This is a genomic window from Streptomyces sp. NPDC002055, from assembly GCF_040296705.1.
GTDB lineage: Bacteria > Actinomycetota > Actinomycetes > Streptomycetales > Streptomycetaceae > Streptomyces.
Genome location: NZ_JBEOXS010000005.1, coordinates 186532 through 210644 on the forward strand (window position 1 = coordinate 186532; position 24113 = coordinate 210644).

13 protein-coding genes are annotated in these 24113 nt (G+C 72.1%); 7 read left to right on the forward strand and 6 right to left on the reverse strand.

Going from position 1 to position 24113, the window contains the following annotated elements:
* The first annotated feature begins 44 nt into the window (after positions 1-44).
* The 5 genes from ABT112_RS04525 to ABT112_RS04545 all read left to right on the forward strand — a co-directional run bounded on the left by ABT112_RS04525 (position 45) and on the right by ABT112_RS04545 (position 15365).
* Positions 45-9521, forward strand: coding sequence for a non-ribosomal peptide synthetase/type I polyketide synthase (locus ABT112_RS04525; RefSeq protein ID WP_351505459.1), 9477 nt, complete (start codon positions 45-47; stop codon positions 9519-9521).
* The gene (locus ABT112_RS04530; protein WP_351505462.1) at positions 9511-11178 is read left to right on the forward strand and encodes a phytoene desaturase family protein; all 1668 of its coding nucleotides are present in this window, start codon (positions 9511-9513) and stop codon (positions 11176-11178) included. The genes ABT112_RS04525 and ABT112_RS04530 overlap by 11 nt, the downstream gene beginning before the upstream one ends.
* 44 nt (positions 11179-11222) lie before the next feature.
* On the forward strand, positions 11223-12953 hold the full coding sequence (locus ABT112_RS04535; protein ID WP_351505464.1) for a phytoene desaturase family protein: 1731 nt from the start codon (positions 11223-11225) through the stop codon (positions 12951-12953).
* Between the two features lies 1 nt (position 12954).
* A complete protein-coding gene (locus ABT112_RS04540) occupies positions 12955-14010 on the forward strand; it encodes an MDR family NADP-dependent oxidoreductase (protein WP_351505466.1) in 1056 nt (351 codons plus the stop codon).
* A 428-nt stretch (positions 14011-14438) separates the two neighbouring features.
* Entirely contained in the window at positions 14439-15365 is a 927-nt protein-coding gene (locus ABT112_RS04545; protein WP_351505468.1) for a serine hydrolase, read from the forward strand.
* Between the two features lie 55 nt (positions 15366-15420).
* Here ABT112_RS04545 and ABT112_RS04550 read toward each other — a convergent pair whose 3' ends face one another.
* The 4 genes from ABT112_RS04550 to ABT112_RS04565 form a co-directional block, all read right to left on the reverse strand.
* Positions 15421-15888: a YchJ family protein gene (locus tag ABT112_RS04550; RefSeq protein ID WP_351505470.1), complete on the reverse strand. Its 468-nt coding sequence runs from the start codon at positions 15886-15888 to the stop codon at positions 15421-15423.
* A gap of 24 nt (positions 15889-15912) precedes the next feature.
* A complete protein-coding gene (locus ABT112_RS04555; protein ID WP_351505472.1) occupies positions 15913-18411 on the reverse strand; it encodes a SpoIIE family protein phosphatase in 2499 nt (832 codons plus the stop codon).
* A 407-nt stretch (positions 18412-18818) separates the two neighbouring features.
* Positions 18819-19640 carry an SAM-dependent methyltransferase gene (locus ABT112_RS04560; protein WP_351505474.1) on the reverse strand — a complete coding sequence of 274 codons (822 nt, stop codon included), beginning with the start codon at positions 19638-19640 and terminating at the stop codon, positions 18819-18821.
* Positions 19641-19990: 350 nt separating this feature from the next.
* Positions 19991-20683: a hypothetical protein gene (locus ABT112_RS04565; RefSeq protein ID WP_351505476.1), complete on the reverse strand. Its 693-nt coding sequence runs from the start codon at positions 20681-20683 to the stop codon at positions 19991-19993.
* Between the two features lie 305 nt (positions 20684-20988).
* Between ABT112_RS04565 and ABT112_RS04570 the strand changes: the two genes are divergently transcribed.
* Entirely contained in the window at positions 20989-21195 is a 207-nt protein-coding gene (locus tag ABT112_RS04570) for a hypothetical protein (RefSeq protein ID WP_351505478.1), read from the forward strand.
* Positions 21196-21290: 95 nt separating this feature from the next.
* On the opposite strand, the gene ABT112_RS04575 is transcribed toward ABT112_RS04570, so the two are convergent.
* Positions 21291-22007, reverse strand: a complete 717-nt coding sequence (locus ABT112_RS04575) for a hypothetical protein (protein ID WP_351505480.1) — start codon at positions 22005-22007, stop codon at positions 21291-21293.
* A 743-nt stretch (positions 22008-22750) separates the two neighbouring features.
* Here ABT112_RS04575 and ABT112_RS04580 point away from each other — a divergent pair.
* Positions 22751-23635, forward strand: coding sequence for a glutamate ABC transporter substrate-binding protein (locus ABT112_RS04580; protein ID WP_351505482.1), 885 nt, complete (start codon positions 22751-22753; stop codon positions 23633-23635).
* 298 nt (positions 23636-23933) lie between these two features.
* On the opposite strand, the gene ABT112_RS04585 is transcribed toward ABT112_RS04580, so the two are convergent.
* The coding region (locus ABT112_RS04585; RefSeq protein ID WP_351505485.1) for an acyl-CoA carboxylase biotin carboxyl carrier protein subunit at positions 23934-24113 on the reverse strand (180 nt) is incomplete at its 5' end.

Here is a 24113-nt window from a genome sequence, read left to right on the forward strand (position 1 = left end):
TTTCCTTCCCGCTCGCCGCTGTGCTTCGAAACAAGGATTCGACGTTGACCGACTCACCACACGCCGCCTCCCACGACCAGGTAGCGATCATCGGTATGGGGTGCCGACTGCCCGGCGGCGCCTCCGACTACCGGGTGTTCTGGCAGAACCTGATCGACGGCAAGGACTGCATCACGCCGACGCCGGCCGACCGGTACGACGTCACGACCCTGGGGAGCCGGGACCAGGCCAAGCCCGGCCGGCTCATCGGCGGCCGCGGCGGCTACATCGACGGTTTCGACGAGTTCGACCCCGCCTTCTTCGGCATCAGCCCGCGTGAGGCGAAGTACATGGACCCGCAGCAGCGCAAACTGCTGGAGGTGGCCTGGGAGGCGCTGGAGGACGGTGGGCAGCGGCCCGCGGACCTGGCCGGGGCCGATGTCGGAGTGTTCATCGGGGCCTTCACGCTGGACTACAAGATCCTGCAGTTCTCGGATCTGCGGTTCGACACACTGGCGGCCCACACCGCGACCGGCACGATGATGACGATGGTGTCGAACCGTATCTCGTACTGCTTCGACTTCCGCGGCCCCAGCGTCTCCATCGACACCGCGTGCAGTTCGTCCCTGGTCGCGGTGCATCTGGCCCGGCAGAGCCTGCTCCGGGGCGAGACCGGTCTCGCGCTCGCCGGCGGCACCCTGCTGCACATGGCTCCGCAGTACACCATCGCGGAGACGAAGGGCGGCTTCCTCTCCCCCGAGGGCCGCTCACGGACCTTCGACGCCGCGGCCGACGGCTATGTGCGGGCCGAGGGCGTCGGAGTGGTCGCGCTGAAGCGCCTGGCGGACGCGGTGCGCGACGGCGACCCGATCCACGCCGTGATCACCGGCAGCGGCGTCAACCAGGACGGCCGGACCAACGGGATCACCGTGCCCAACGCGGACGCCCAGGTGGCCCTGATCGAGCGGGTCTGCGCCGAGGCGGGGGTGCAGCCGGGCGGTCTGCAGTACATCGAGGCCCACGGAACGTCGACACCCGTGGGCGACCCGATCGAGGCCCGGGCGCTGGGCCGGGCGCTGTCCATCGGCCGGAAGCCGGGCGACGCCTGCTATGTGGGCTCGGTCAAGACGAACATCGGGCACACCGAGTCGGCCGCCGGGATCGCCGGGCTGATCAAGACCGTGCTCTGTCTCCAGCACCGCAGGATCCCGCCCCACATCAATCTGGAGCAGGTGAATCCGGCGATCGATCTCGCGTCGATGCCGTACGACATCCCCACCCTTCCGACCGACTGGCCCGCGCACGACGGGCCGGCTCGCGCGGGGGTGAACTCCTTCGGGTTCGGGGGCACCAACGCCCACATCCTGCTGGAGGAGGCCCCGGCACCCGCGGCGGACCAGCCCACGCCGCCGGAGCCGGGCTGGTCCGTCCTGCCGCTGACGGCCCGCGATCCGGCGGCTCTGCCCGAGCTGGCCGCGGGCGTCCGCCGGGCGCTCGACGGCACCGACGGTCCGGCCGTCGGCCTCGCCGATGTCCGCCACACCCTCGCCCACCGCCGGCAGCACCTCGACGCCCGCCTCTCGATCGTCCACTCCTCGCGCGCCTCGCTGGACGAGGCGCTGGACGCGTACCTGCGCGGCGAGGAGCATCCACGGGTGCTGCTCGACCGGCGGCGCGATCCCGGACGGCGGGGACCGGTCTGGGTGTTCACCGGCATGGGCCCGCAGTGGTGGGCGATGGGACGGGGGCTGTTCGGGAGCGAGCCGGTCTACCGCGAGACGGTCGAGCGGTGCGACGAGGAGATCCGCAAGCTCGCCGGCTGGTCGCTGATCGAGGAGATGAACGCCGAGGAGTCCGCCTCGCGGATGAGCGAGACCTGGCTGGCGCAGCCGGCCAACTTCGCGGTCCAGGTGGGTCTGTCGGCGCTGTGGCGCAGCCGGGGTGTGCGGCCGGAGGCGATCGTGGGGCACAGCACCGGCGAGGTCGCGGCGTTCCACGAGGCCGGGGTCTACTCGCTGGAGGACGCCGTCACGGTCGTGGTGCACCGCAGCCGCCTCCAGCAGCGGCTGGTGGGCACCGGTTCCATGCTCGCGGTCGGTCTCGCCGAGGAGGAGGCGGGGCGCCGCGTCCTGCCGTACGGCGACCGGGTGTCGGTGGCCGCGGTGAACAGCCCGACGGGCATCACCCTCGCCGGGGACGAGGACGCACTGGCGGAGCTGGCCGAGCAGCTGCGGGCGGAGCAGATCTTCGCCCGGCCGCTCACCGTCCGGGTGCCGTACCACAGCCCGCGGATGGATCCGATCAAGGACGAGCTGCTGTCCTCCCTGGCCGGGCTGACACCTCGTCAGGCGACGGTGCCGCTGTATCTGACCGGCGTCGACGGTGTCGCGCGGGGGCCGGAGCTGGACGCGGCGTACTGGTGGCACAACGTCCGGGACCGGGTCCACTTCCGCGCCGCCGTCGACCGGCTGATCGGTGCCGGGTACGGCCTGTTCCTGGAGATCGGCCCGCACCCCGTGCTCGGCCATGCGATCCGCGAGTGTCTCGACGGCGCGGGCGCCGAGGGCAGCACTCTGCCGTCGATCCGCCGCGGGGAGGACGAGGCCGAACGGTTCACCCGCTCGCTGGCCGCCCTGCACAACCTCGGCGTCGACATCGACTGGCAGGCGGTCTGCCCCACGGGCTCTCCGGCACGGCTGCCGCGCTATCCGTGGAAGCGGGACCGCTACTGGGTGGAGCCGGCCCCGGTCGAGCAGGTGCGGCTCGGCCGGCTGGACCATCCGCTGCTCGGCCGCCGGGTCACCGGGGCCGAACCGGTGTGGGAGGCCCGGCTCGACACCGAGTCGATGCCCTATCTGAACGACCACCGGATGCAGGGCGCCGTACTGTTCCCCGCGGCGGGCTATCTGGAGATGGCGGTGCAGGCGGTCCGGGCCATGACCGGCGGCACCGAAGCCGCACTCGCCGACATCGAGCTGCGCAAGGCGCTCTTCCTGCCGGACGACGACGTCCGGACGGTGCAGCTGGCGTTCTCCTCCGAAGGAGCGGGCTTCACCGTCGCCTCCCCGGCCGAGGACGCCCAGGAGCCGGCGGTGCACGCCACCGGTGTGATCCGGGCGGGCCAGCGCCCGGCGCCGGGGGCGCCGCTGGACGCCGACGCGGTCCGCGCGCGCACCGTACGGCGGCTGGACGGGCCGGAGTGCTACGCCGCCCTGGCGGAGCTGGGCTACCAGTACGGCCCGGCCTTCCAGGCCATCGAGGAGGTGTGGATCGGGCCCGGCGAGGCGCTGGCCCGGATCCGGCCGACGGAGGCCATCAGCGGCGGCACCGCGGCGCATCACGTCCATCCGGTGCTGCTCGACGCCTGCTTCCAGTCGTTGCTGACACCGCAGATCCTCGAGGCGGCGAACGGACCGCGGGGCACCGGCATCCGGCTGCCGCTGTCGATCGACGAGGTGCGCTGCGCTCCCTTCGGTGACCGGCCGCTCTGGGTGCACGCGACGCTCTCCGGACACGACGACGCCGCGCTGACCGGCGACATCGGCGTGTACGCGGACGGCGGGGAACCGCTCGGCCGGATCCGCGGCTTCCGGGCGGCCGATGTCGAGAAGGCGTCGGCCGCGGTCGGGCGCGCCACCATCGACAGCTGGCTGACGGACGTGGCCTGGATCGAGAAGCCGGCCGGCCCCCAGCCGGCCGGCTCCCACGACACGGCGACGCCCGGCGAGTCCGCGGCGCGGGCGGCCGGGGGCGCTCCCCTCACCGCCGCGGTGCCGGAGGGCCTCGGGGCCGCGGCGGCGCGCCGGTGGGTGCTCCTCGCCGACGCGCAGGGCGTCGCGGAGGCGCTGGCGGAGCGGGTGACCGCGCTGGGCGGGCGCTGCCATCTGGTCCACCGGGGTGAGGGCTACCGGATGGGGCGGGACGGCCTCGAGTCGACCGTCGCCCCCGGCTCCACCGCCGACCTCGACCGGCTGTTCCACGACCTCCGGGAGCGGGACGCCGTCCCGCTCGGGCCCGTGGTGCACCTGTGGAACCTGGATCTGCCGTCGATCGGCGCCGTGACCCGGGAGGACTGGGCCCGGTGCACGGACGCGGGCAGCTATTCGCTGATCGCGCTCGCCAGGACCCTGCAGTCCCACGGGGACGGCTGCACGCTGCACATCGTCACGCGCGGCGCCCAGGCGGTGTCCGCCGGGGATCCGGTCGAGCCGCTGGCCGCGTCGGCCTGGGGCATCGGCCGGGTGCTCGGACACCAGGAACTGGCCGCCCACCGCGGCACGCTGGTCGACCTCGACCCGGCCCGGGGGGACTCCCCCGCCGAGCGCCGGGCCGAGGCAGCCGCGCTGCTGCGCGAGGTGGCGGGCGGCGACGAGGACGAGATCGCGCTGCGCGGCGACCGCCGCCACACCAGCCGGCTGCGGCAGCTCGGCGACCTCACCGGCCCGCTGCCGCTGCGGCTGCGGCCGGACGGCAGCTATCTGGTGACCGGGGCGTTCGGCGCCCTGGGACGGCTGCTGTGCCGCACGCTCGTCAAGCGGGGGGCACGGCGGCTGATTCTCCTGGGCCGCACCGCACCGCCCCGGAACCGCCGGCTGCGGGAGCTGGACCCCGACTCCCCGGCCGGCCGCCAGGTGCGGTTCCTCAAGGAGCTGGAGGCGCTGGGGGCGCAGGCCGTCCCGGTGGCGCTGGACATCACCGACGAGGCGGCGCTGACCGGGTGGCTGGCCGAGTACCGGCAGGACGAGTCACCGCCGATCCGGGGCGTGTTCCACCTGGCCGGCCACGTCCGTGACCGGCTGCTCCCGGAGATGGACCGCGCGTCCTTCGACGCGGTGCACGGCCCCAAGGTCGTCGGTGCCCTGCTGTTGCACCGTCATCTGCGCGACGAACCGCTCGACCACTTCGTGCTGTTCGCGTCCGTCGCCTCGCTGCTGACGACCGCGGGGCAGACCAACTACGCGGCGGGCAACGCCTTCCTCGACGCGCTGGCCCACCACCGGCGTGCCCAGGGGCTGCCCGCGCTCAGCGTGGACTGGGGGCCGTGGGCGACCGGCATGATCGAGGAGCTGGGGCTGATCGACCACTACCGCACCAGCCGCGGGATGAGTTCCCTGTCGCCGGAGGCCGGTATGGCCGTGCTGGAGCGCGTCATCGGCCAGGACCGCGCCCAGGTGCTGGTGGCGACGGTCGTCGACTGGCCGGCCTTCCTGGCCTGGTACCCGACCGCGCCGCCGCTCGTCGCCGAGCTGGCGGCCGCCGCCCGGGACCTGCCGGCCCGGGACGGCGGGACCTTCCTGGAGGCGTTCCACGCGGCCGCGGAGGACGAGCGTCGCCGGCTGCTCACCGAACGGTTCATCGAGCTGGCCGCCGGGGTCCTGCGGGTCGGCCCGGAGCGGCTGGACTGCGCCACCGGGCTCAACACCCTGGGCCTGGACTCACTGCTGGCGATGGAGCTGCGGGCGCGGGTCCACGCCGAACTGGGTGTCGCCCTGCCGGTGGTGGCCCTGCTGAGCAGTGCCCCGGTCGGCGAACTGGTCGCCCAGCTGTACGACGGGCTGGGTGTCCCGGCCGAGGCCGGGACGCCGGAGGACGCCGGTGCCGCGGTCGAGGTGTTCGAGGACGAGCGGCAGCATCCGCTGACGCAGAACCAGAAGGCGCTGTGGTTCCTCCGGCAGCTCAACCCGGACGGCTTCGCCTACAACATCGGCGGTGCGGTCGAGGTGCGCACCGCGCTGGATCCGGAGCTGATGTTCCGGGCCGTGCGGGCGCTGATCGATCGGCACCCCAGCCTGCGGGCCGGCTTCACCCTGGACGCGGACGGCCGGCCCGTGCAGCGGATCGCCACCGACGTCACCCCGGACCTCGCCCTGTTCGACGTCGAGGGCCGGGAGTGGGACGAGATCCACGCGATGATCGTCGGTGAGTACCGCAAACCGTACGACCTGGAGCGCGACCCGCTGATCCGGTTCCGGCTGTTCCGGCGTGGCCCGGACCGCTGGGTGATCATGAAGGCCGTCCACCACATCGTCTCCGACGCGATCTCCACCTTCACCTTCATCGAGGAACTGCTCGCCCTGTACGAGGGGCTGCGCCGGGGCCGCCCGGCCCAGCTGCCCCCGGTGTCCGCCCGCTATCTGGACTTCCTCAACTGGCAGAACCGCTTCCTGGCCGGACCGGACGCGCAGCGGATGCTCGACTACTGGCGGAGCCATCTCCCCGACAACGTGCCGGTGCTCGACCTGCCCACCGACAAGCCCCGCCCGGCGGTCCAGACGCACAACGGCGCGTCCGAGTTCTTCGTCCTCGACGCCGACCTCAGTGCCCGGGTGCACGCGCTGGCCCGGGAGCACGACGTCACGGTGTTCGTGGTGCTGCTGAGCGCGTACTACCTGCTGCTGCACCGCTACTCGGGCCAGGACGACATCGTCGTCGGCTCCCCGGTGTCGGGCCGGACGCAGGAGGACTTCGCCTCGGTCTACGGCTACTTCGTCAACCCGCTGCCGCTGCATGTGAGCCTGGACGGCGCCCCGTCGGCCGGCGAGCTGCTGCGGCGGGTCCGCTCCACGGTGCTGGGCGGCCTGGACCACCAGGAGTACCCGTTCGTGCGGCTGGTCGAGGAGCTGGGGCTGCAGCACGACCCGAGCCGCTCCGCGGTGTTCCAGGCGATGTTCATCCTGCTGGTCCACAAGGTGGCGACGGAGAAGTACGGCTACCGGCTGGAGTACATCGAACTACCCGAGGAGGAAGGGCAGTTCGACCTGACGCTGTCCGCCTACGAGGACGAGGCCGACCGGCGCTTCCACTGCGTGTTCAAGTACAACACCGATCTGTTCCGGCCGGAGACGGTGCGGCGGCTGTGCTCGCACTACGTCCGGCTGCTCGACGGTCTGACCCGCGCTCCGGCGGAGCAGCCGGCGGCGCGGCTGGAGATGATGACGGAGGCGGAGCGGGAGACGGTGCTCGCGGACTGGAGCGGGGCCGGCCGGCAGGCGGCGCCCGAGGTGCCGGTGCACCGGCTGATCACCCGCGCCGCCGCCGAGCACCCGGAGGCGGTTGCGGTCTCGGCGCCCTCGGAGTCGGGCGACACCCGCCGGCTCACCTACGGCGAACTGGCGGACCGCTCGGCTCTGCTGGCGCTGCGGCTGCGCGAACGGGGCGTCCGGGAGGGCTCGGTGGTGGCGCTCTGCCTGGAGAAGTCGCCCGAGCTCGTCGTCACGCTGCTGGCGGTGCTCCGGGCCGGCGGCGCGTATCTGCCGCTCGATCCGGGCTACCCGGCGGAGCGCCTGGACGGCATGGTGCGCACCGCCGGTACCGCCGTCGTCATCGCGGACGCGGCCGGCCGAGCGCGGCTGGCCGGGACGTCGGCCGAGGTCCTGGCGCTGGAGGAGGTGTACCCGGCGGGCGCAACTGCCGGCGGCCGGGCCGGGGCGGACTCCGCGCGTGAGGAGAACCGCGCCGACGGCCTGGACACCGCCGGCCTGGACGCGCCCGCCTACGTCATCCACACCTCCGGGTCCAGCGGCCGCCCCAAGGCGGTACGGGTCGGTCACCGCAGCCTCGCCTCGGCGTACGGCGCCTGGCACCAGGAGTACGGACTGGCCACCGAGGCCCGTACCCATCTGCAGATGGCGAGCTTCTCGTTCGATGTGTTCACCGGTGACCTCGTCCGCGCGCTCTGCTCGGGCGGCACCCTGGTGCTGGTCCCGCGGGAGCTGCTGTTCAACACGGCCCGGCTGCACGCGACGATGCGCGCGGAGCGCGTCGACTGCGGCGAGTTCGTGCCCGCCGTCGTCCGCGGCCTGATGCGGTACTGCGAGAGCACGGGCGAACGCCTGGACTTCCTGCGGCTGCTGATCGTCGGCTCCGACGCGTGGAAGGTGGAGGAGTACGAGCGGCTGCGCGGCCTGTGCGGTCCGGACACGCGGCTGGTCAACTCCTACGGGCTCAGTGAGGCCACCGTCGACAGCTGCTACTTCGAGGGCCCGGCCGACGGACTGGAGCCGAGCCGGATGGTCCCGATCGGCCGGCCGTTCCCGAACAGCACGCTCTACATCCTCGACGGACACGGCGAACCCGTGCCGCCGGGGGTGACCGGTGAGCTGTGGGTCGGCGGCGACGGTGTCGCGGACGGTTACCTCGGGGAGCCGGAGCAGACGGCGCAGCGGTTCGTCACCCTCTCCCCCGGCGGGGCGTCCGGCACCGGACCGGTGCGGCTGTACCGCACGGGCGACCTCGCCCGGTGGGACGCCGACGGGGTGGTGCACCTGCTGGGACGGGCCGATACGCAGGTCAAGCTGCGCGGTCACCGGATCGAGATCGGGGAGATCGAGGCGCAGCTGGCGCTCTGGCCGGCGCTGGCGCAGTCCGTGGTGACGGTCTCCGAGGACGCCCAGGGGGAGGGCGTGCTGTGCGCGTACGGTGTCGCGGCGCCGGGCGCGGTGCTGGACTGGTCCGCGCTGCGCCGGCACCTGGGGGCGCAGCTGCCCACCTTCATGGTCCCGGCCTCGTTCGTCGAGCTCCCCGAACTGCCGTTGACGCCGAACGGCAAAGTGGACACCGCTGCGCTGCCGGCGCCGCGGTTCGACGGCGGCGATCCGGTCCACGAGGCGCCGGTGACGCTCTACGAGAAGCGCATGGCCGAGCACTGGACGGCGCTGCTGGGCCTGGAGCGGGTGGGGCTGCACCACGACTTCTTCGAGGCGGGCGGCAGTTCGATCAAGCTGATCGAACTGATCCACCATCTGCAGTCCGAGTTCGGCATCTCGCTTCCGGTCAGCCGGCTGTTCAAGGTGACGACGCTGCACGGGATGGCCAGGACCGTGGAGCACATCGTCACCGGCAGGATCGCCGGATCCCAGCCCTATCTGCGGTTCAACGGGGAGGGCGGGAGGACGGTCTTCTGCTTCCCGCCGGCCGGCGGGCACGGGCTGGTCTACCGCCAGTTCGCCACGCATCTCCCGGAGTACCGGTTCGTGGCGTTCAACTATCTGAGCGGCGACGACAAGGTCGCCCGGTACACCGACCTGATCGAGGAGATCCAGCCGGACGGCCCCTGCACCCTGTTCGGCTATTCGCTGGGCGGCAATCTCGCCTTCGAGGTGACCAAGGAGCTGGAACGCCGCGGCCGGGAGGTGCCCATCGTGGTCATCATGGACTCGTACCGGATCCGTGACTCCTTCGAGCTGGGGAGCGAGCACTTCGAGGCCTTCGAGCGCGAGCTGGGCGACCATCTGCGCAGGCACACCGGTTCGGAGATCGTCGCCCAGGAGACGCTGGAGCAGGCCAGGGAGTACATCCACTTCTGCAGCCGGACACCGAACCTGGGGGTGATCACCGCCCCGGTGAGTGTCATCTCCGACCAGGAGAAGGTGGCGTTCTACGCGGCGGACGAGCACGGCAGCTGGCACGGCAGCACGACCACCCGCACCACCGTGTTCCGCGGCTTCGGCACCCACGCCGAGATGCTCGACCAGGAGTACATCGCCCTCAACGCGAAGCTGGCGCGCGACATCCTGGCCGGAGGGGGCACCCATGTCGCATGACGTCGCAACGGACTGGACCACACGGGACGCCTCGTCCGGGGGCAAACCCCGGGTGCTGGTCATCGGGGCGGGGGTCAGCGGGATGGCCACCGGGTGCTATGCCCAGATGAGCGGGATGGAGACGCGCATCCTGGAGAAGCACGTGCTGCCGGGCGGCTGCTGCACCGCGTGGGCGCGCGACGGCTTCATCTTCGACTACTGCATCGAGTGGCTGATCGGGACCTGCGCCGGGAACGAGGCACACCAGGTGTGGAGCGAGCTCGGCGCGCTCGACGGCAAGACGGTGACGAACTTCGACATGTTCAACCGGGTCGTCGACGAGGCCGGACGGTCGGTGACCTTCTACAACGACCCCGGGCGGCTCCAGCGGCACCTGCTGGAGATCTCGCCCGCCGACGCGCGGCTGATCCGGTCGTTCTGCCGTGACCTGCGGCGGTTCATCGGCATCGAGCTGTATCCGTTCCTCACTCCGGCGCCCTTGCGGACGCCGCGGGAGAAGCTGCGGATGCTGCGGACCGTGCTGCCGGCGTTCCGGCTGTTCTGGCGGACCGCCGCGACGCAGATGCACACCTTCGCCGACCGGTTCCAGGATCCGTTGCTGCGGCGCGCGTTCCGCAACATCTTTTTCCAGGACCACGGCGGGTTCCCGCTGCTGCCGTATCTGTTCAACATGGCCGGTGCGTACAACGACAACGCCGGGTTCCCCCAAGGCGGGTCCCTGGGGCTGTCCCGGTCCATCGAGCGGCGGTACACCTCGCTGGGCGGCTCGGTCAGCTATCGCACGCGGGTCGAGCGCATCCTCGTGGAGCGCGACCGGGCCGTCGGGGTGGAGCTGAGGAACGGCACGCGGCTGTACGCCGACCACGTCGTGGCCGCCTGCGACGGCTACACCACCCTGCACGGGCTGCTCGGCGGCCGGTACTCCAGCCCGCGGCTCGACACGCTGTACTCGACGCTGCTGAACAGGCCGGAGGTGCTCTATCCGGGGGTGGTGTCGGCGTTCGTCGGGCTCACCGGGGAGCCGGAGCCGGACAGCCCGCACAGCACCACGTATCTGCTGGCGAAGGAGGAGAGCTCCGGGCTGCCGGGGGCGCTGCAGGACAGCCTGGTGGTGCAGCAGCGGTCCCGCTATGCCGAGGGGTTCGCCCCGCCGGGCTCCTCGGTCGTGCACTGCACCTACTTCAGCGACTTCGCGCACTGGCGGACGCTGCGCAGCCGGAGCCGCAAGGAGTACTGGGCGCAGAAGCGTCAGGTCGCCGACTTCGTCCGGGACTTCCTGGAGCGGCGCTCCCCCGGTACCGGCGACCGCATCCGGGTGGCCGATGTGGCCTCACCCGTCACGACACACCGCTACACCGGCAACCACAACGGCTCCATCCTCGCGTGGAAGTCCTTCACCGAGGCCGAGGACCTGGTCAACGGCGTGGTCAACAAGGACCGGATGCGGCTGCCGGGGCTGCGCGGCTTCTCCATGGCCGGGCAGTGGGCCGGCGGCGGGGGCCTGATCCGGGCCGCGTCGAGCGGCCGCTTCGCGGTGCAGTACCTGTGCCGGGAGCTCGGGATGGAGTTCCGGGCCTGGGAGAGCCGGAACCGGGAGCCGTGGCACCGGGAACAGCTGGGCCATCTGCCCCAGCTCGAGAAGTGGCCCGCGGAATAGACCGCGGACGGACGACCGAGCTCTTGCCGAGGAGGCCCTGGAACATGCCCCGCGAGAAGCGGACCAGAGAATCAATGATCATCATCGGGGCGGGGCTCGGTGGTCTGTCCACCGGGTGCTACGCCCGGATGAACGGATACCGGACCCGGATCTTCGAGATGCACGAGGTGCCCGGAGGCTGCTGTACGGCCTGGGACCGCGGCGACTTCACCCTGGACTGCTGTGTGAGCTGGCTGCTCGGCAGTGGTCCGGGCAACGAGATGCACCAGATCTGGCTCGAACTCGGCGCGCTGCAGGGGAAACGGATGCGCCACTTCGATGTGTTCAACATCGTGCGCGGGCGGGACGGCCGGGCGGTCCGCTTCTACTCCGACCCGGACCGGCTCGAAGCGCACCTGGTGGACCTCTCACCGGGGGACGCCCGGCTGATCCGGCAGTTCTGCGACGGGCTGCGCGCCTTCCGGAAGTGTCTGGCGGTCTATCCGTTCCTGAAGCCGGTCGGCCTGATGGGCCGGCTCGAACGCTGGCGGATGCTGGCGTCCTTCGTGCCGTACATCAACGTCATCCGTAAGTCGATCACGACGCTGATGACGGACTACTCGGCGCGGTTCCGGGATCCGCTGCTGCGGGAGGCGTTCAACTTCATCCTCTACGAGAAGCACCCCAACTTCCCGGTGCTGCCCTTCTACTTCCAGCTGGCCTCGCACGCCAATCTGTCGGCGGGGGTGCCCGAGGGCGGTTCGATGGGGCTGAGCAGGTCGATCGAGCAGCGCTATCTGCGGCTCGGCGGCGAGGTGAGCTACAACTCCAGGGTCGAGGAGATCCTCGTCGAGGACGACCGGGCCACGGGGGTGCGGCTCAGCGACGGCAGCGAGGTCCGGGCCGACATCGTGGTCTCGGCCTGCGACGGCCACACCACGCTGATGCGCTTCCTCAAGGGCCGCTATCTCGACGAGACCTACCGCAGGCTGTACACCAGCACCATCGAGCAGCCGGGCATGGTGTTCCCCGGCTATGTGACCCTCTTTCTCGGGCTGCGGCGCCCCTTCCCCGACGGCGATCCCTGCACCACGCACCTGCTGAGCGACGTCGAGGCCGCGGAGCTGACCGGGATCAGCCACCCGAGCGTCAACGTCCAGTTCCGCAGCAGGCACTACCCGGAGCTGTCGCCGGAGGGGACGACGGTGGTGTACGCCACCTACTTCTGCGACATCGCGCCGTGGCGGGCGCTGAGCGACGGTCCGGAACAGGCCAGCCGGGTCCGCGGGGGCACCGAGCTCCACACCCTGCCGGTGCGCCGCGGCAAGGCGTACTACACCGCCAAACACCGCGTCAGGGACGCTCTGCTGGGGATTCTGGAGCAGCGCCACCCGGGGATCGGGGACTCGATCGCCGTCCGCGATGTGTCGAGCCCCCTCACCCAGGTCCGCTACACCGGCAACTACGACGGGACGGTGCTCGGCTGGCAGCCGTTCGTCGAGGGCGGCGAGACGCTCGAGGAGCAGATCAAGAAGCACGGCCCCGGGCTGCCCGGGCTGGAGAACTTCTATCTCTCCGGCGTCTGGGCGACCACCGGCGGTCTGATCCGGGCCGCGGCGGCGGGCCGGCACGTCATGCAGTTCATCTGCCGGGACGACGGCAGGACGTTCACCGCGGACATCGACCGTACGGCGCCGCCGCCGACCCATGTCGTCGACCGGGTGGCGCCCCCGGGCCCGGCCGCCGGGGCCGCCGCCGCGGGCCGGCTCCGTGCACCGCACCGACAGGAGGCATGACGTGGAGGTCCGGACGTGGGTGGTGCGGGAGCACGTCGAGGGCGTGCCCGAGGTGGACCGGATCTACGAGAAGGTGACCGAGGACCTCGAGGTCGACCTCGCGGACGACGAGATGCTCCTCAAGACCCTGTACGTCTCGGTCGATCCCTACCTCCAGGGCATCTGTCTCGACACACCGCTCGGGGCGCACATGGGCGCGGACTCCATCATGGAGGTGCTCGACGCCGGACCGCGCGCGGCGCACCGGCCGGGCGAGCTGGTCCAGGGGTTCGGCGGCTGGCGCAGTCACCTCATCAGCAACGGTGCGGCCCGGCTGTGGCGGACCGGCACCTTCCCCATGGTGTTCCCGGCCTTCCGGAAGCTCGATCCGCAGGACTACGACGCCTCGCTGCCGCTCTCGACGGCGCTGGGCGTCCTGGGCGGGCCGGGCATGACCGCCTGGGGCACGCTGACCAAGTTCCTCACCGTCCGCCCCGGCGACACCGTCGTGATCAGTGGCGCCTCGGGCTCGATCGGCACCCTGGTGGGGCAGCTGGCCCGGCGTGCGGGTGCCCGGGTGGTCGGCACCACCGGCTCACCGGAGAAGGCGGCCCACCTGCGGGACCTGGGCTTCGACGCGGTGGTGCACTACCGGCAGGGCGACGGCGCGGACGAGGTGCGCGAGGCGCTGCGGGCCGCGGCGCCGGACGGCGTCGACAAGTACTTCGACAGCCTGGGCGGCAGCGTGACGGACGCGGTGTTCTCCCTGCTCAACGTGGACAGCCAGGTGGCGGTGTGCTGGCAGTGGGCGACCCAGGTCGGCTCCGATCACGTGGGACCGCGGCTGCTGCCGTACATCATGTTCCCGCGCACCACGATCCGCGGGATCTTCGCGCTGGAGTGGTTCACCCCGCAGAACTGGGCGGCGCTCCGCACTGAGCTGGGCGGGATGATCCGCCGCGGGGAGATCGCATACGAGCAGACGGTCCGGTACGGGTTCGACGCCATTCCGGACGCCTACCGCAGTCTGTACGTCGACCGGGCGGCCAACCGGGGCAAGGTGCTGGTCCGGGTGTGAGCTCCGGGGTCCGGCAGCGGCGACGGCGATGGCGATGGCCACGGTGCCGCCGGATTCTCCTGCGAGGATCGAGTGCCGCTCCCGGTTCCCGTACAGTCGTCCCGGCCGGAGTGCGCCGCCGTCCGCGCAGGCGGACTGAGCGGTCGGAAGGAGCAGGCGACCCCGCCGGAGCCGTGCCGGGCCGGCAGCCGGGCCGCTCACCGGCCCCGGAGTGCCGGAGCCGGACCAGGGCGCACCCGGCAGCCGGGCGTACACCGGTACCCACCGGGCCGGACCGGCGCCGCGTACCGCGGCCACAACAGCATGGCGCGACCCCGCCGTACGACATCCGCGTGGAGCCCGTCCGGTGTGAGCACGGGTTCCGAACCGACGCGGCCCCGGCGACGACAGGCCCTCGGCGACGACAGGAGAGCGAGACCGCACCGAACATGGAGAATTCCCCCATATCACCCCGATTCTGGCTCGGGTGGCTCCCCGCCCCACCGGTCCTCGGATCCCGCCCCCGGCGGGTGCTCGCGGCCATCGCCGCCGCCGGATCGGCGCTGACCGTGCTCGCGACGGCGGCTCCCGCCGGGGCGACCACGGCCCGGGCATCGGCCGGCGGGGCCGAGGTCGTCTGCTCCTCCCGGCAGCCCGGTCTGGCGCTGCGGCTCTCGCGGGATCTGGCGCACCGGCTGCACGGGCGCCCGGGCACCTCCGCCGTCGCGTTCTACGACCGTCCCACCGCCACCAGCTGCTCCTACAACGCCGAGGCGGCGTTCGACTCGGCCAGTGTGGTCAAGGTCACCGTCCTCGGGGCGCTGCTGCGGCAGGCCATGGAGCGCCGGTACCCGCTGACGGCGGAGGAGGTGCGGCTGACCACCGCGATGATCACCGAGTCGGACAACGCCTCCACCTCCGAGCTCTGGCGCCGGATCGGGCCCGACGGCATCCGGCACTTCCTGGAGCTCGCGGGCCTGCGGCACACGGTTCCCGGCGCGGACGGGCACTGGGGGCTCACCCGGATCACCGCCGGCGACCAGCTGAGGCTGCTGCGCCTGCTCACGTCGGAGAATCCGGTCCTGGACCGGCCGGCACGGGCGTACGCCCTGGGCCTGATGCGGCGGGTGGTTCCCGAGCAGCGGTGGGGCGTGCCCGCCGGGGCGCCCGGTACGGCGGCGGTCCAGCTGAAGAACGGCTGGCTGCCGCGGTCCACCGGGGGCTGGCGGGTGCACAGCATCGGTGCGTTCACCGGGGACGGCCACGACCGCGGGATGGTCGTGCTCTCCCAGGGGAATCCGGCCATGGACGACGGCATCGCCACCGTCGAGGGCGCTGCCCGCGCCCTGCACGACGGCCTGGCCGGCTCCGGGTGAGCGGGCGGCACCGGAGACGGCGCCCGCTCCCGCACGGCGCCGGGTGCGGAACCGGTCAGTCGGTGTCGAGCGCCGTCACGTAGACCCATGCGCCGTCGTGCCGTTCGAAGCGGCTGTGCTCGAGGAGCTCCCCCGGCCGGCCCTCCTCGGTGTAGCGGGCCCGGAAGGTGACCGTCCCCGTGGTGTGGAAGGTGCTGCCGTCGGCGGTCTCCAGGATCTCCAGGCCCGCCCAGCGGAGCCCGGCGTCGAAGTCGAGGTGGCGCGGACGGGTCCGGGGATGCCAGGTGCGCAGCAGGTAGGCCTCGTCCCGGACGACGAAGGCGCTGTAGCGCGAGCGCATCAGCTTCTCCGCGGTGGGCGCGGACGCCTCGCCGTGGTGCAGCCGGCCGCAGCAGTCCGCGTAGCCGGCGGGCAGCCCGCAGGGGCAGGGGGCGTCCGGTGCGGTCCGGGGGTGCGGGGCCGCGGACGGCGACGGACGGCGTCGGGCGGAGGACTTCTGCGGGCGGGAGCTGCGTCGGGACATGCGCCCATTGTCCCGCAGCCGCGATCAGCCGAGCCCGTCGGCGGTGTGCAGACCGACCAGATCCCCGAGGCCGTTGTGACCTCCGAAGGCGATGGGGTCCAGCGGCTGCTCGGCCCAGATGGTCTTGCCCTCGGGGGTGTAGCGGGTGCCCCAGCGCTGGGTGAGCTGGGCGACCAGGAACAGCCCCCGGCCGCCCTCGTCGGTCGTCCGCGCGTGCCGCAGATGGGGGGAGGTGCTGCTGCCGTCGGACACCTCGCAGATCAGGGCGCGCTCCCGGATCATCCGCAGACGGAGCGGCCCCCCGGCGTGCCGGATGGCGTTGGTGACCAGTTCACTGACGACCAGTTCGGTGGCGAACCCGTGGTCGGAGAGCCCCCAGACTGCCAGTTGGCGCGCCACCTTGGCGCGGGCGTCGCCGACGGCCGCCGGATCGGCCGGGATCTCCCAGGAGGCGACCCGGTCCCGGCCCAGGGCGCGGGTACGGGCCAGCAGCAGCGCCACGTCGTCGACCGGTCGTGTGCCCGGCAGATTGCTGATGACGGCGTCGCAGATCTCTTCGAGCGGCGCCTGCGGGGCGGCCAGGGCGGCGTGCAGCCTGCTGAGCCCGCCGTCGACGTCGAGCGCCTGCCCGGTGAGCAGGCCGTTGGTGTAGAGGACGAGCAGACTGCCCTCGGGCAGCGGAAGCGTCCGTGACTCGAACGGCAGCCCCCCGAGGCCCAGCGGCGGTCCGGCGGGGAGTTCGAGCAGCCGGGAGATCCCGGTCGGGCTGACGAGCACCGGCGGCGGGTGACCGGCCCGGGCCAGCGAGCAGGTGCGGCCGACGGGATCGTAGACCGCGTACAGGCAGGTGGCTCCGATCACCTGCGGGCCGGTGTCCGTCTCGTCGGCGACCCGGCCCACCATGTCGTCCAGGTGCGCCAGCACCTCCTCCGGGGACAGGTCCATGTCCGCCAGGGTCTGCACCGCCGAGCGCAGCCGGCCCATCGTGGCCGCCGCATGGGCACCGTGCCCCACGACGTCGCCGACGACCAGCCCGACCCGCGCCCCGGAGAGCGGGATCACGTCGAACCAGTCGCCGCCCACGCCGCTGCGCGAGTCGGCCGGCAGATAGCGGTACGCGGCGTCGACGGCGCCCTGCTGGGGCAGATCGTGCGGGAGCAGGCTGCGCTGGAGCGCCAGGGCCGCCGTGTGCTCCCGGGTGTACCGACGGGCGTTGTCGATGGACACCGCGGCCCGGTTGACGAACTCCTCGGCGAGGACCAGGTCGTCGGGCTGGAACGGGCCCTTGGGCTGCCAGCGGGCGAACGCGGCCGCGCCCAGGATGATGCCCCGCGCGCGGAGCGGGACGACCATCAGCGAGTGGAAGCCGTACTGCCGGAGGTGCGCCGCCCGGACCGGGTCGTCCGCCGCCCACTCCCCGGCACTGAGGTCCAGCGTCGGGTACAGCGACGAACTGCCGACGGTGAGGCTCAGCACGACGGGCGCGGACGCCGGGTAGGCGGGGCGACCACCCACCTCGACCACGGCCTCGGGGCAGCCCTCCCGGACGGACTTCTGTCCCGAACGGCGCATGGTCGACAGGTCCGTGGCGTCGATCGGCCCGGGGGGCGGCTCGCCGCCCGACAGCATGACGTCGAGCAGGTCGACCGTGACGAAGTCGGCGAGGTCGGGCACGGCGACATCGGCCAGCTCCTGTGCGGTGCGCAGCACATCCAGGGAACTGCCGATCCGTTCGCTGGCCTTGTTCAGCAGGGCGAGCCGCTGCCGGGCCCGGTAGTTCTCGGTGATGTCCAGCACCATGTAGCAGACGCCGAGGACCTCCTCCGTCTCGTCCTCCAGGCGGAAGAAGGAGGTGGAGTAGGCGTGTTCGCGCACGCTGTCCGACTCCGGGTGGCCGAGGTACTCGAATCCGACCGACGGGACCCCGGTCTCCAGCACCCGGCGCATCTCCGCCTCCATGGCCTCCACGGCCAGCCCCGGCTGCACATCACCGAGCCGTTTGCCGATGCGCTCCTCGCGGGGCACACCGCCCATGACTTCGAGAGCGTCGTTCACCCACACGAACCGGAGGTCGGTGTTGAGCATGGCCACGCCCACCGGCGACATGGTGAAGATGCCCTCCAGCAGCGAACGGTTCACCCCGGGCCAGGGCGTCTGCGCCATGTCGGCCGCGAGGACCAGGCGCGGGGCGTCGCCGTCGGTGTCCTGCACCGGCAGGATCCGCACCTCCAGGTCGAGCCGGTGGCCCCGCCGGTGCCGTACGGCCTGGGTCCCGCTCCAGCCGTCCGCGTCGCCGAGCCGGGTGGCGACGTTCTCGTGCTGGGTCTGGTCACCGTCCACCGACCGGAAGAGCTGGGCGAGGGAGCGGCCCAGGGCGTCGGGTGCCGGGTGCCCGAGGAGTTCCTCGGCCCCTTCGGTCCAGCCACGGACCACACCGTCGGTGTCCACCAGCATCACGGCCGTCCGTGCGAAGTCGAACGGGGTGCTGCTCGCGGGTGCTCTGTTCTTCTTGGGAGTGCCCATGCCAGCCGTCCAGGGCCGGGGCGCGGGCCCGTGGCGGGCCCTGCTGTCATACGGCCGCCAGCCTGTTGTCCACGGTACCGGGGGCGGCGACGTTTCGGCCGGTGCCGGACAGGGCGGGGAGGAGCCGGAGGCCACGGCGTCGGGGCACCGGGCGGGCAGGGCGTACCGGCGCGGCCGCGGGAACACCGGCACGGTTCCGCAGCGTGCGAGGATAGGCACTCACCGTGAGCATCCAGGCTCCGGCCCGGCCTGCGCTCGCGGCCCGTCCGCGCCCCGGGGGCGTGCGGCGGCACCCCCGGGAAGGCCCGTCCGCGGTGCCCCGGCGCGCGGCAGGTACGGCAGGCGTGGCGCCCGGGACCGCGCACGTCGGGCCCGGACCGCGAGCGGCGGCGGGTGACCGGCCGGCGCTACGGCTTCCTGGCCATCGCCGCCACGATGAGCCGCTCCCAGACCGACAGCCCCGCGTCCGGAGGGCCGATCCTCGGCACGCCGGCGACCTCGTCCGGACGCCACGCCGCGGTCGGTACGACCCCGGGCTCCAGCACCTCCAGGCCCGGCAGCAGGCCGGCGATCTCCTCGTCGGTGCGCCAGCGTCCGCGTCCGAAGGTCTTCTGGAGCACCGCCTCCGCCTCCGCGGTCTCCGGATTGTTGCCGCTGCGGAAGTGGCTGACGAAGAAGTGGCTGCCGGAGGGCACCTGATCGCGCCAGTACTCGACCAGACCGACGGGGTCCTCCTCGTCGTTGACGTGGTGCAGGATCGCACTGAGGATGACCGCGACCGGCCGGTCGAAGTCGATCAGCCGTGTGGTGCCCGGGTGCTCGCGGATGCGGCGGGGGTCGCGGAGGTCCGCCCGGATCACACAGGTGTCCTCGTTCTCCTCCAGCAGCGCTCGCCCGTGGGCCAGCACGATGGGGTCGTTGTCGACGTAGACGACCCGGCTCCCCGGTGCGTTGCGCTGGGCGACCTGGTGGACGTTGTCCGCGGTGGGCAGTCCGCTGCCGAGGTCGAGGAACTGCCGGATGCCGGTGTTCAGCGCGATGTCGCGCACCGCACGCACGAGCGCCGCGCGATTGGAATGGGCGATCGCCACGGACCCCGGCATGTCGTCCTTGAACCGGTCACCGATCGCCCGGTCCACGGCGTAGTTGTCCTTGCCGCCGAGCAGATAGTCGTAGACCCGGGCAATGCTCGGAGTGCTCTGGTCCACCGCGTGGATCTCGTCCGCCATGCCACCGGTCCTCTCCTGCCCCTGCACGCCGGGATCATCGTAGGTGGTCCCGGGACCCTCAGGGACCCCTGACGCCTCAACTTCCCTCCTGGGGCGTGGAGTCGGGGTCAGAGCGACACGCCTGCGCCGGCGGTGCACGCAGAGCGGCCCGTGGCTCCGGCCGGTGGTGCGCCGCGGTCGGCAGGTGTGGAACGCCCGTACAGGCGGCGACCGTTCACGCCGACGGGAACCGTGCGGTTCCACGCCCCCCCCGGGAGGAGGGGGCGTGGAACCGCAGGCGGGCCGACGGGTGGGGCCGTTCCCCCCGGTGACGGCTTCCCGTCGGCCGTCCTGGGCGCGGACCCCGTGGGTCACTCCCGCGCGGCCTGCTCCGCCCCGCAGCCGGCGGACTTCATCCGGACCTTCACCTGATCCGCGTCGGCCTTCTTGAGATCGATCTCGATGTCGTCGATATCGATGTCATCGATGTCGATATTGCTGTTGATCGCGATCTGACCGAAGGCGGCCTGCAGGTTTTCGAGGCCGCCCGTCTGGGACCAGATGTCGGCCAGGCTCCGGTTCACCGCGGCCAGTTGCGCGTTCATCCGCCCGACGTCGGCCTTCGGATTGGCCTTGGCCCAGTCCTCGGGATCCCGCCCGTCGAGTGACTTCACCCGGACGGTCGGCGCCTTGTCGCCGCCGATCCTCACGCCGTCGATCACCACTCCGGCCTCGCGGGACGGGACGGCACGCAGCGCGTCGTCCAGGTTCCGCAGGCTGTCCGCCTCGGCTCCGGCGGCGGCGAGCAGGCCCGCCACCTGACCGTCCAGCCGCGTCAGATCGACGGATCCGCCCTGCTGCGCCTTGGCCACCACCCCGGACGACGGCGCGTCGGCCGACAGGCACGAGGCGGACTTCACCGGCTTCTTCGCGGCGGCCGCGGACGGCTCGCCGCCCTCCCCCGCCATGGCCGCTCCGGTGGCCACAACACCGGTGATCAAACCCGCACTTGCCAGTCCGATACCGAGAACACGACTCTTGTTGGTGCGCCTTGCACGAGACATGCGTTCACCTCGCAGTGGAAAGAAAGAGCTGGGACGTGGGAGTCATCCGCACGGTTCGGCGGTCCTCTCCGCCGCGCACCGGCACGCTCGCCCTCGGGGATGTGCCGCATCAGTCCGTCGGTCTCTCCCGGTCGTGACACCGCCCCGGGCCCCGGGACCCGACATCCGCCCGCAGCGGTATCACGCCGATCAGTACGGACCCGGGGCCCATCCGACTCAGCGCGGCGCCAACACGTCCGTAACTTCCCCTTTATCCGAACGACTGGCGACAAGAGTCGGTCATAAGACCTCTTAAGCTTGCTCCTGTGCCCAGAGATGACGATGTCGAACAGCTCGCCAGAATCCGCATGCAGGTGACCGGCGAAACGTTTGTGGAGGCCTTGGCCGCGCTGCGCGGACCGAGCGGGACCGGTTCCGAGGGCATGGACGGTACGGGCGAGCAGGACACGGCCGGGGCGCAGGACGGCCCCGAACCCCCCTCCCGGGACAGGCCGTTCCGCATCGTCGAGTGATCGCCGACGGACCGTCACCCGGCACGCCGTCACCCACCCGCCCCCGAACTCCCCACCAGTCACCGGATATCCGGTGCGGAGGTGCGGAGGGGGCGTCAGCCGTGGCGCGGCGGGGCAGGCAGCGAGAGGCCGCCGGGGAAGGAGGGCGCGACACCTCCGGGGGACGGGGTCGCGGTCGGACGGCCGTCGGGCCCGCACATCCGGGGTGCGGAGGGAGCCGTCAGCCCGTACTCGGCGACGCGCTCGGTCCGGAAGCCGACGTCCTCGCGGTCCAGCGGCCCGTTCCCGGTGGTGGTGCTGATGTCCCGGGGCAGCTCCCGTGCGGCGAGCGGGCCACCGACGGAGACGGCCACCAGGGAACCGGTGCAGGCGCCGAGACGGGCGGCCCGCACGCTCCGCGGGAAGCGCACGGTGTGGGCCTCCCGGCCGTCGGCCCGGAACCGCGCGCGCTTCACCAGGGTCATCGCGAAGTAGTAGTCCGGCCGCGACCGGTGCTTCAGCAGGTCCTCACGGGAGACCGGCCCGCCGCGGGCGGCGCTGTAGCCGAGCTTCCAGATCTCCACATGCACGGTCAGCGGTCTGCACAGCGGCCCATAGCCGTCCGAGGACCGTTCGAGCTCGACGGCGTCCTGGGTGACGGAGAACGCGGAGCCGGGGGTTTCGGCATTGAGCCGCAGCCATGCCACCGCCTTCTTCGTGCTCCAGGACGTGTTCCGGTGGCAGCCGGCGCTGCCGGTGGGGTACGGCGGAGGGGTGGACGGTGACGGTGTGGGCGGCCCGGAGGAGACGGCGGCGGTCGTGGAGGCACTCACGGAAGCACTGGGCGACGCCCCGGCACCGTCCTCACCCGACGAGCACCCCGCCAGCAGCAGCACGGCCACCGACAGCACCACGGTCCACGCTCTCGCGCGACGCCATGACCCACCCCGTCCGCACACAGCTGACCCCCATCACTGTTGTTGCAGATCTTCGAGAACCTCCGCCTTTGCCCGATGACATCGGCAGAAGTCACGACAAGGCTCACACAGAGCCGAGGCAAAAGCAGCCCCTCGGCCCGTCCGTGCGGATGCACCCGCAAGCCGTCCGGTACCCGTCCGCACGGGAGGGGCGCCGGGGCGGGAAGCCCAGGAGCAGAGCGGTGCATTCCGGAATGACCCTGCACCCACCCTCGCTCGGCTGGAACCCGCAGCCCAGCAGCCGTTCGGACGCCGCCCGAAGGTCTTCGTCCGCTTCCCGGGCCACACGGGCGAGCCCGCCGGAGGGTCACGATCTCGTGTACTGATCGACGGAGTGCTCAACAATTCTGGCGCAGATACCCGCAGTCTGCTGTAGTACCGACTACACAAAGGCGTGTAGGCATGGTGGCGCCTGCGTAAAGGGGCGGGGAGAGCAGCGTGAAGAGGGTGTGGGTACCGGTGAGCGGACCGCCCTCGGGGGACTTCCCGACCGGTCGCGCACGCGTACGACCAGGACCTTCCGTGTGGTTCCGGGCTTCCGGAGCCTTGTCGCCCCCTGATCTTCAGGGGAGCCCGATCCCACCCTCAGGGAGTACATCGTGACCGTCCGCAGAATGGGTCTCGCCGCAGCTATCGCCGCGACCCTCACCATCACCGGGTGCAGCAGCGACGCCCCCGAAGCGGACGACTCGGTTCAGGTCGCAACGGACCCCGCCTTCCCGGCCGGCAGCACGATGGAGAAGATCCACGAGGCGGACCGGATCCGGATCGGCGTGAAGTTCGACCAGCCCGGAATCGGCTACAAGAAGCCGGGCGCGACGACCCCGGAGGGCTTCGACGTCGAGATGGCCAAGATCATAGCCGGGCAGCTCGGACTGGCTCCGGAAAAGATCCGATGGGTCGAGACGGTCTCCAAGAACCGGGAGTCCTATCTGCGCAACAAGCGGGTCGACCTGGTGATCGCCTCGTACTCGATCACTCCCGAGCGGCGCCGGGTGGTCGGCATGGCGGGCCCGTACTACGTCACGGGCCAGCAACTGCTCGTGCAGAAGGGCGACAAGAGCATCTCCGGGCCGAAGGACCTCCAGGGCAAGAAGGTCTGCTCCGCCGCGGGGGCCACCTCGATCAAGACCGTCGAGCAGAAGTACCGGGCCAAGCCGGTCCCCTACGGCACGTACACCGAGTGCGTCCAGCGGCTGCGTAAGGGCGTGGTCGACGCGGTCACCACGGACGGGGCGCTCCTGCTCGGCTATGCGGCGCAGGCGCCCGATGCCCTGAAGGTGGTCGGCGACACCTTCAGCACCGAGCGCTACGGGGTGGGCTACCGCAAGGGCGACACCGAGATGTGCGAGTTCCTGAACCGCACGATCAACCACTCCTACCGGGACGGTGCCTGGGTGAAGGCGCTGTCGAAGACCCTGTGGCAGACCTCCGGCGCGGTGCCCAACCCGGATGTGGACCCCTGCCCGACGGGTTCTTCCTGACGAGCCCCTGCTGCCGGGCTTCCTGCCCGGCCGGGGCCGCGCTCCCGGCCCGGTGCTGCCGGGTGGAGCCCGGTCCGTCCCGATACGCGGGGCGTCCCGATGCGCGGTCCGTCCCCGTCCCGATGCCCGGGGCGGACCACGGGCCTCCGATGAGCACGACGCCGCCGGATCCACCGCTCCCGGGGCGGGGCGGAATGGTGGATCCGGCGCGGGCTCCGTTCCCGATGCGCCGCCGGTGCCACCGCGTTCCGGGGCCCGGCGGCACCGCGTCCCGTGGCCCGGTGGCACCGACCGGCCGTCAGTCCTTGATGTCGCAGATGACGGCGCCGGCGGAGATGGAGGCGCCGACTTCGGCGGTCAGTCCCTTGACGGTGCCCGTGCGATGGGCGTTGAGGGGCTGTTCCATCTTCATCGCCTCCAGGACGACGACCAGGTCGCCTTCCTGGACCTCCTGGCCGTCCTCGACGGCGACCTTGAC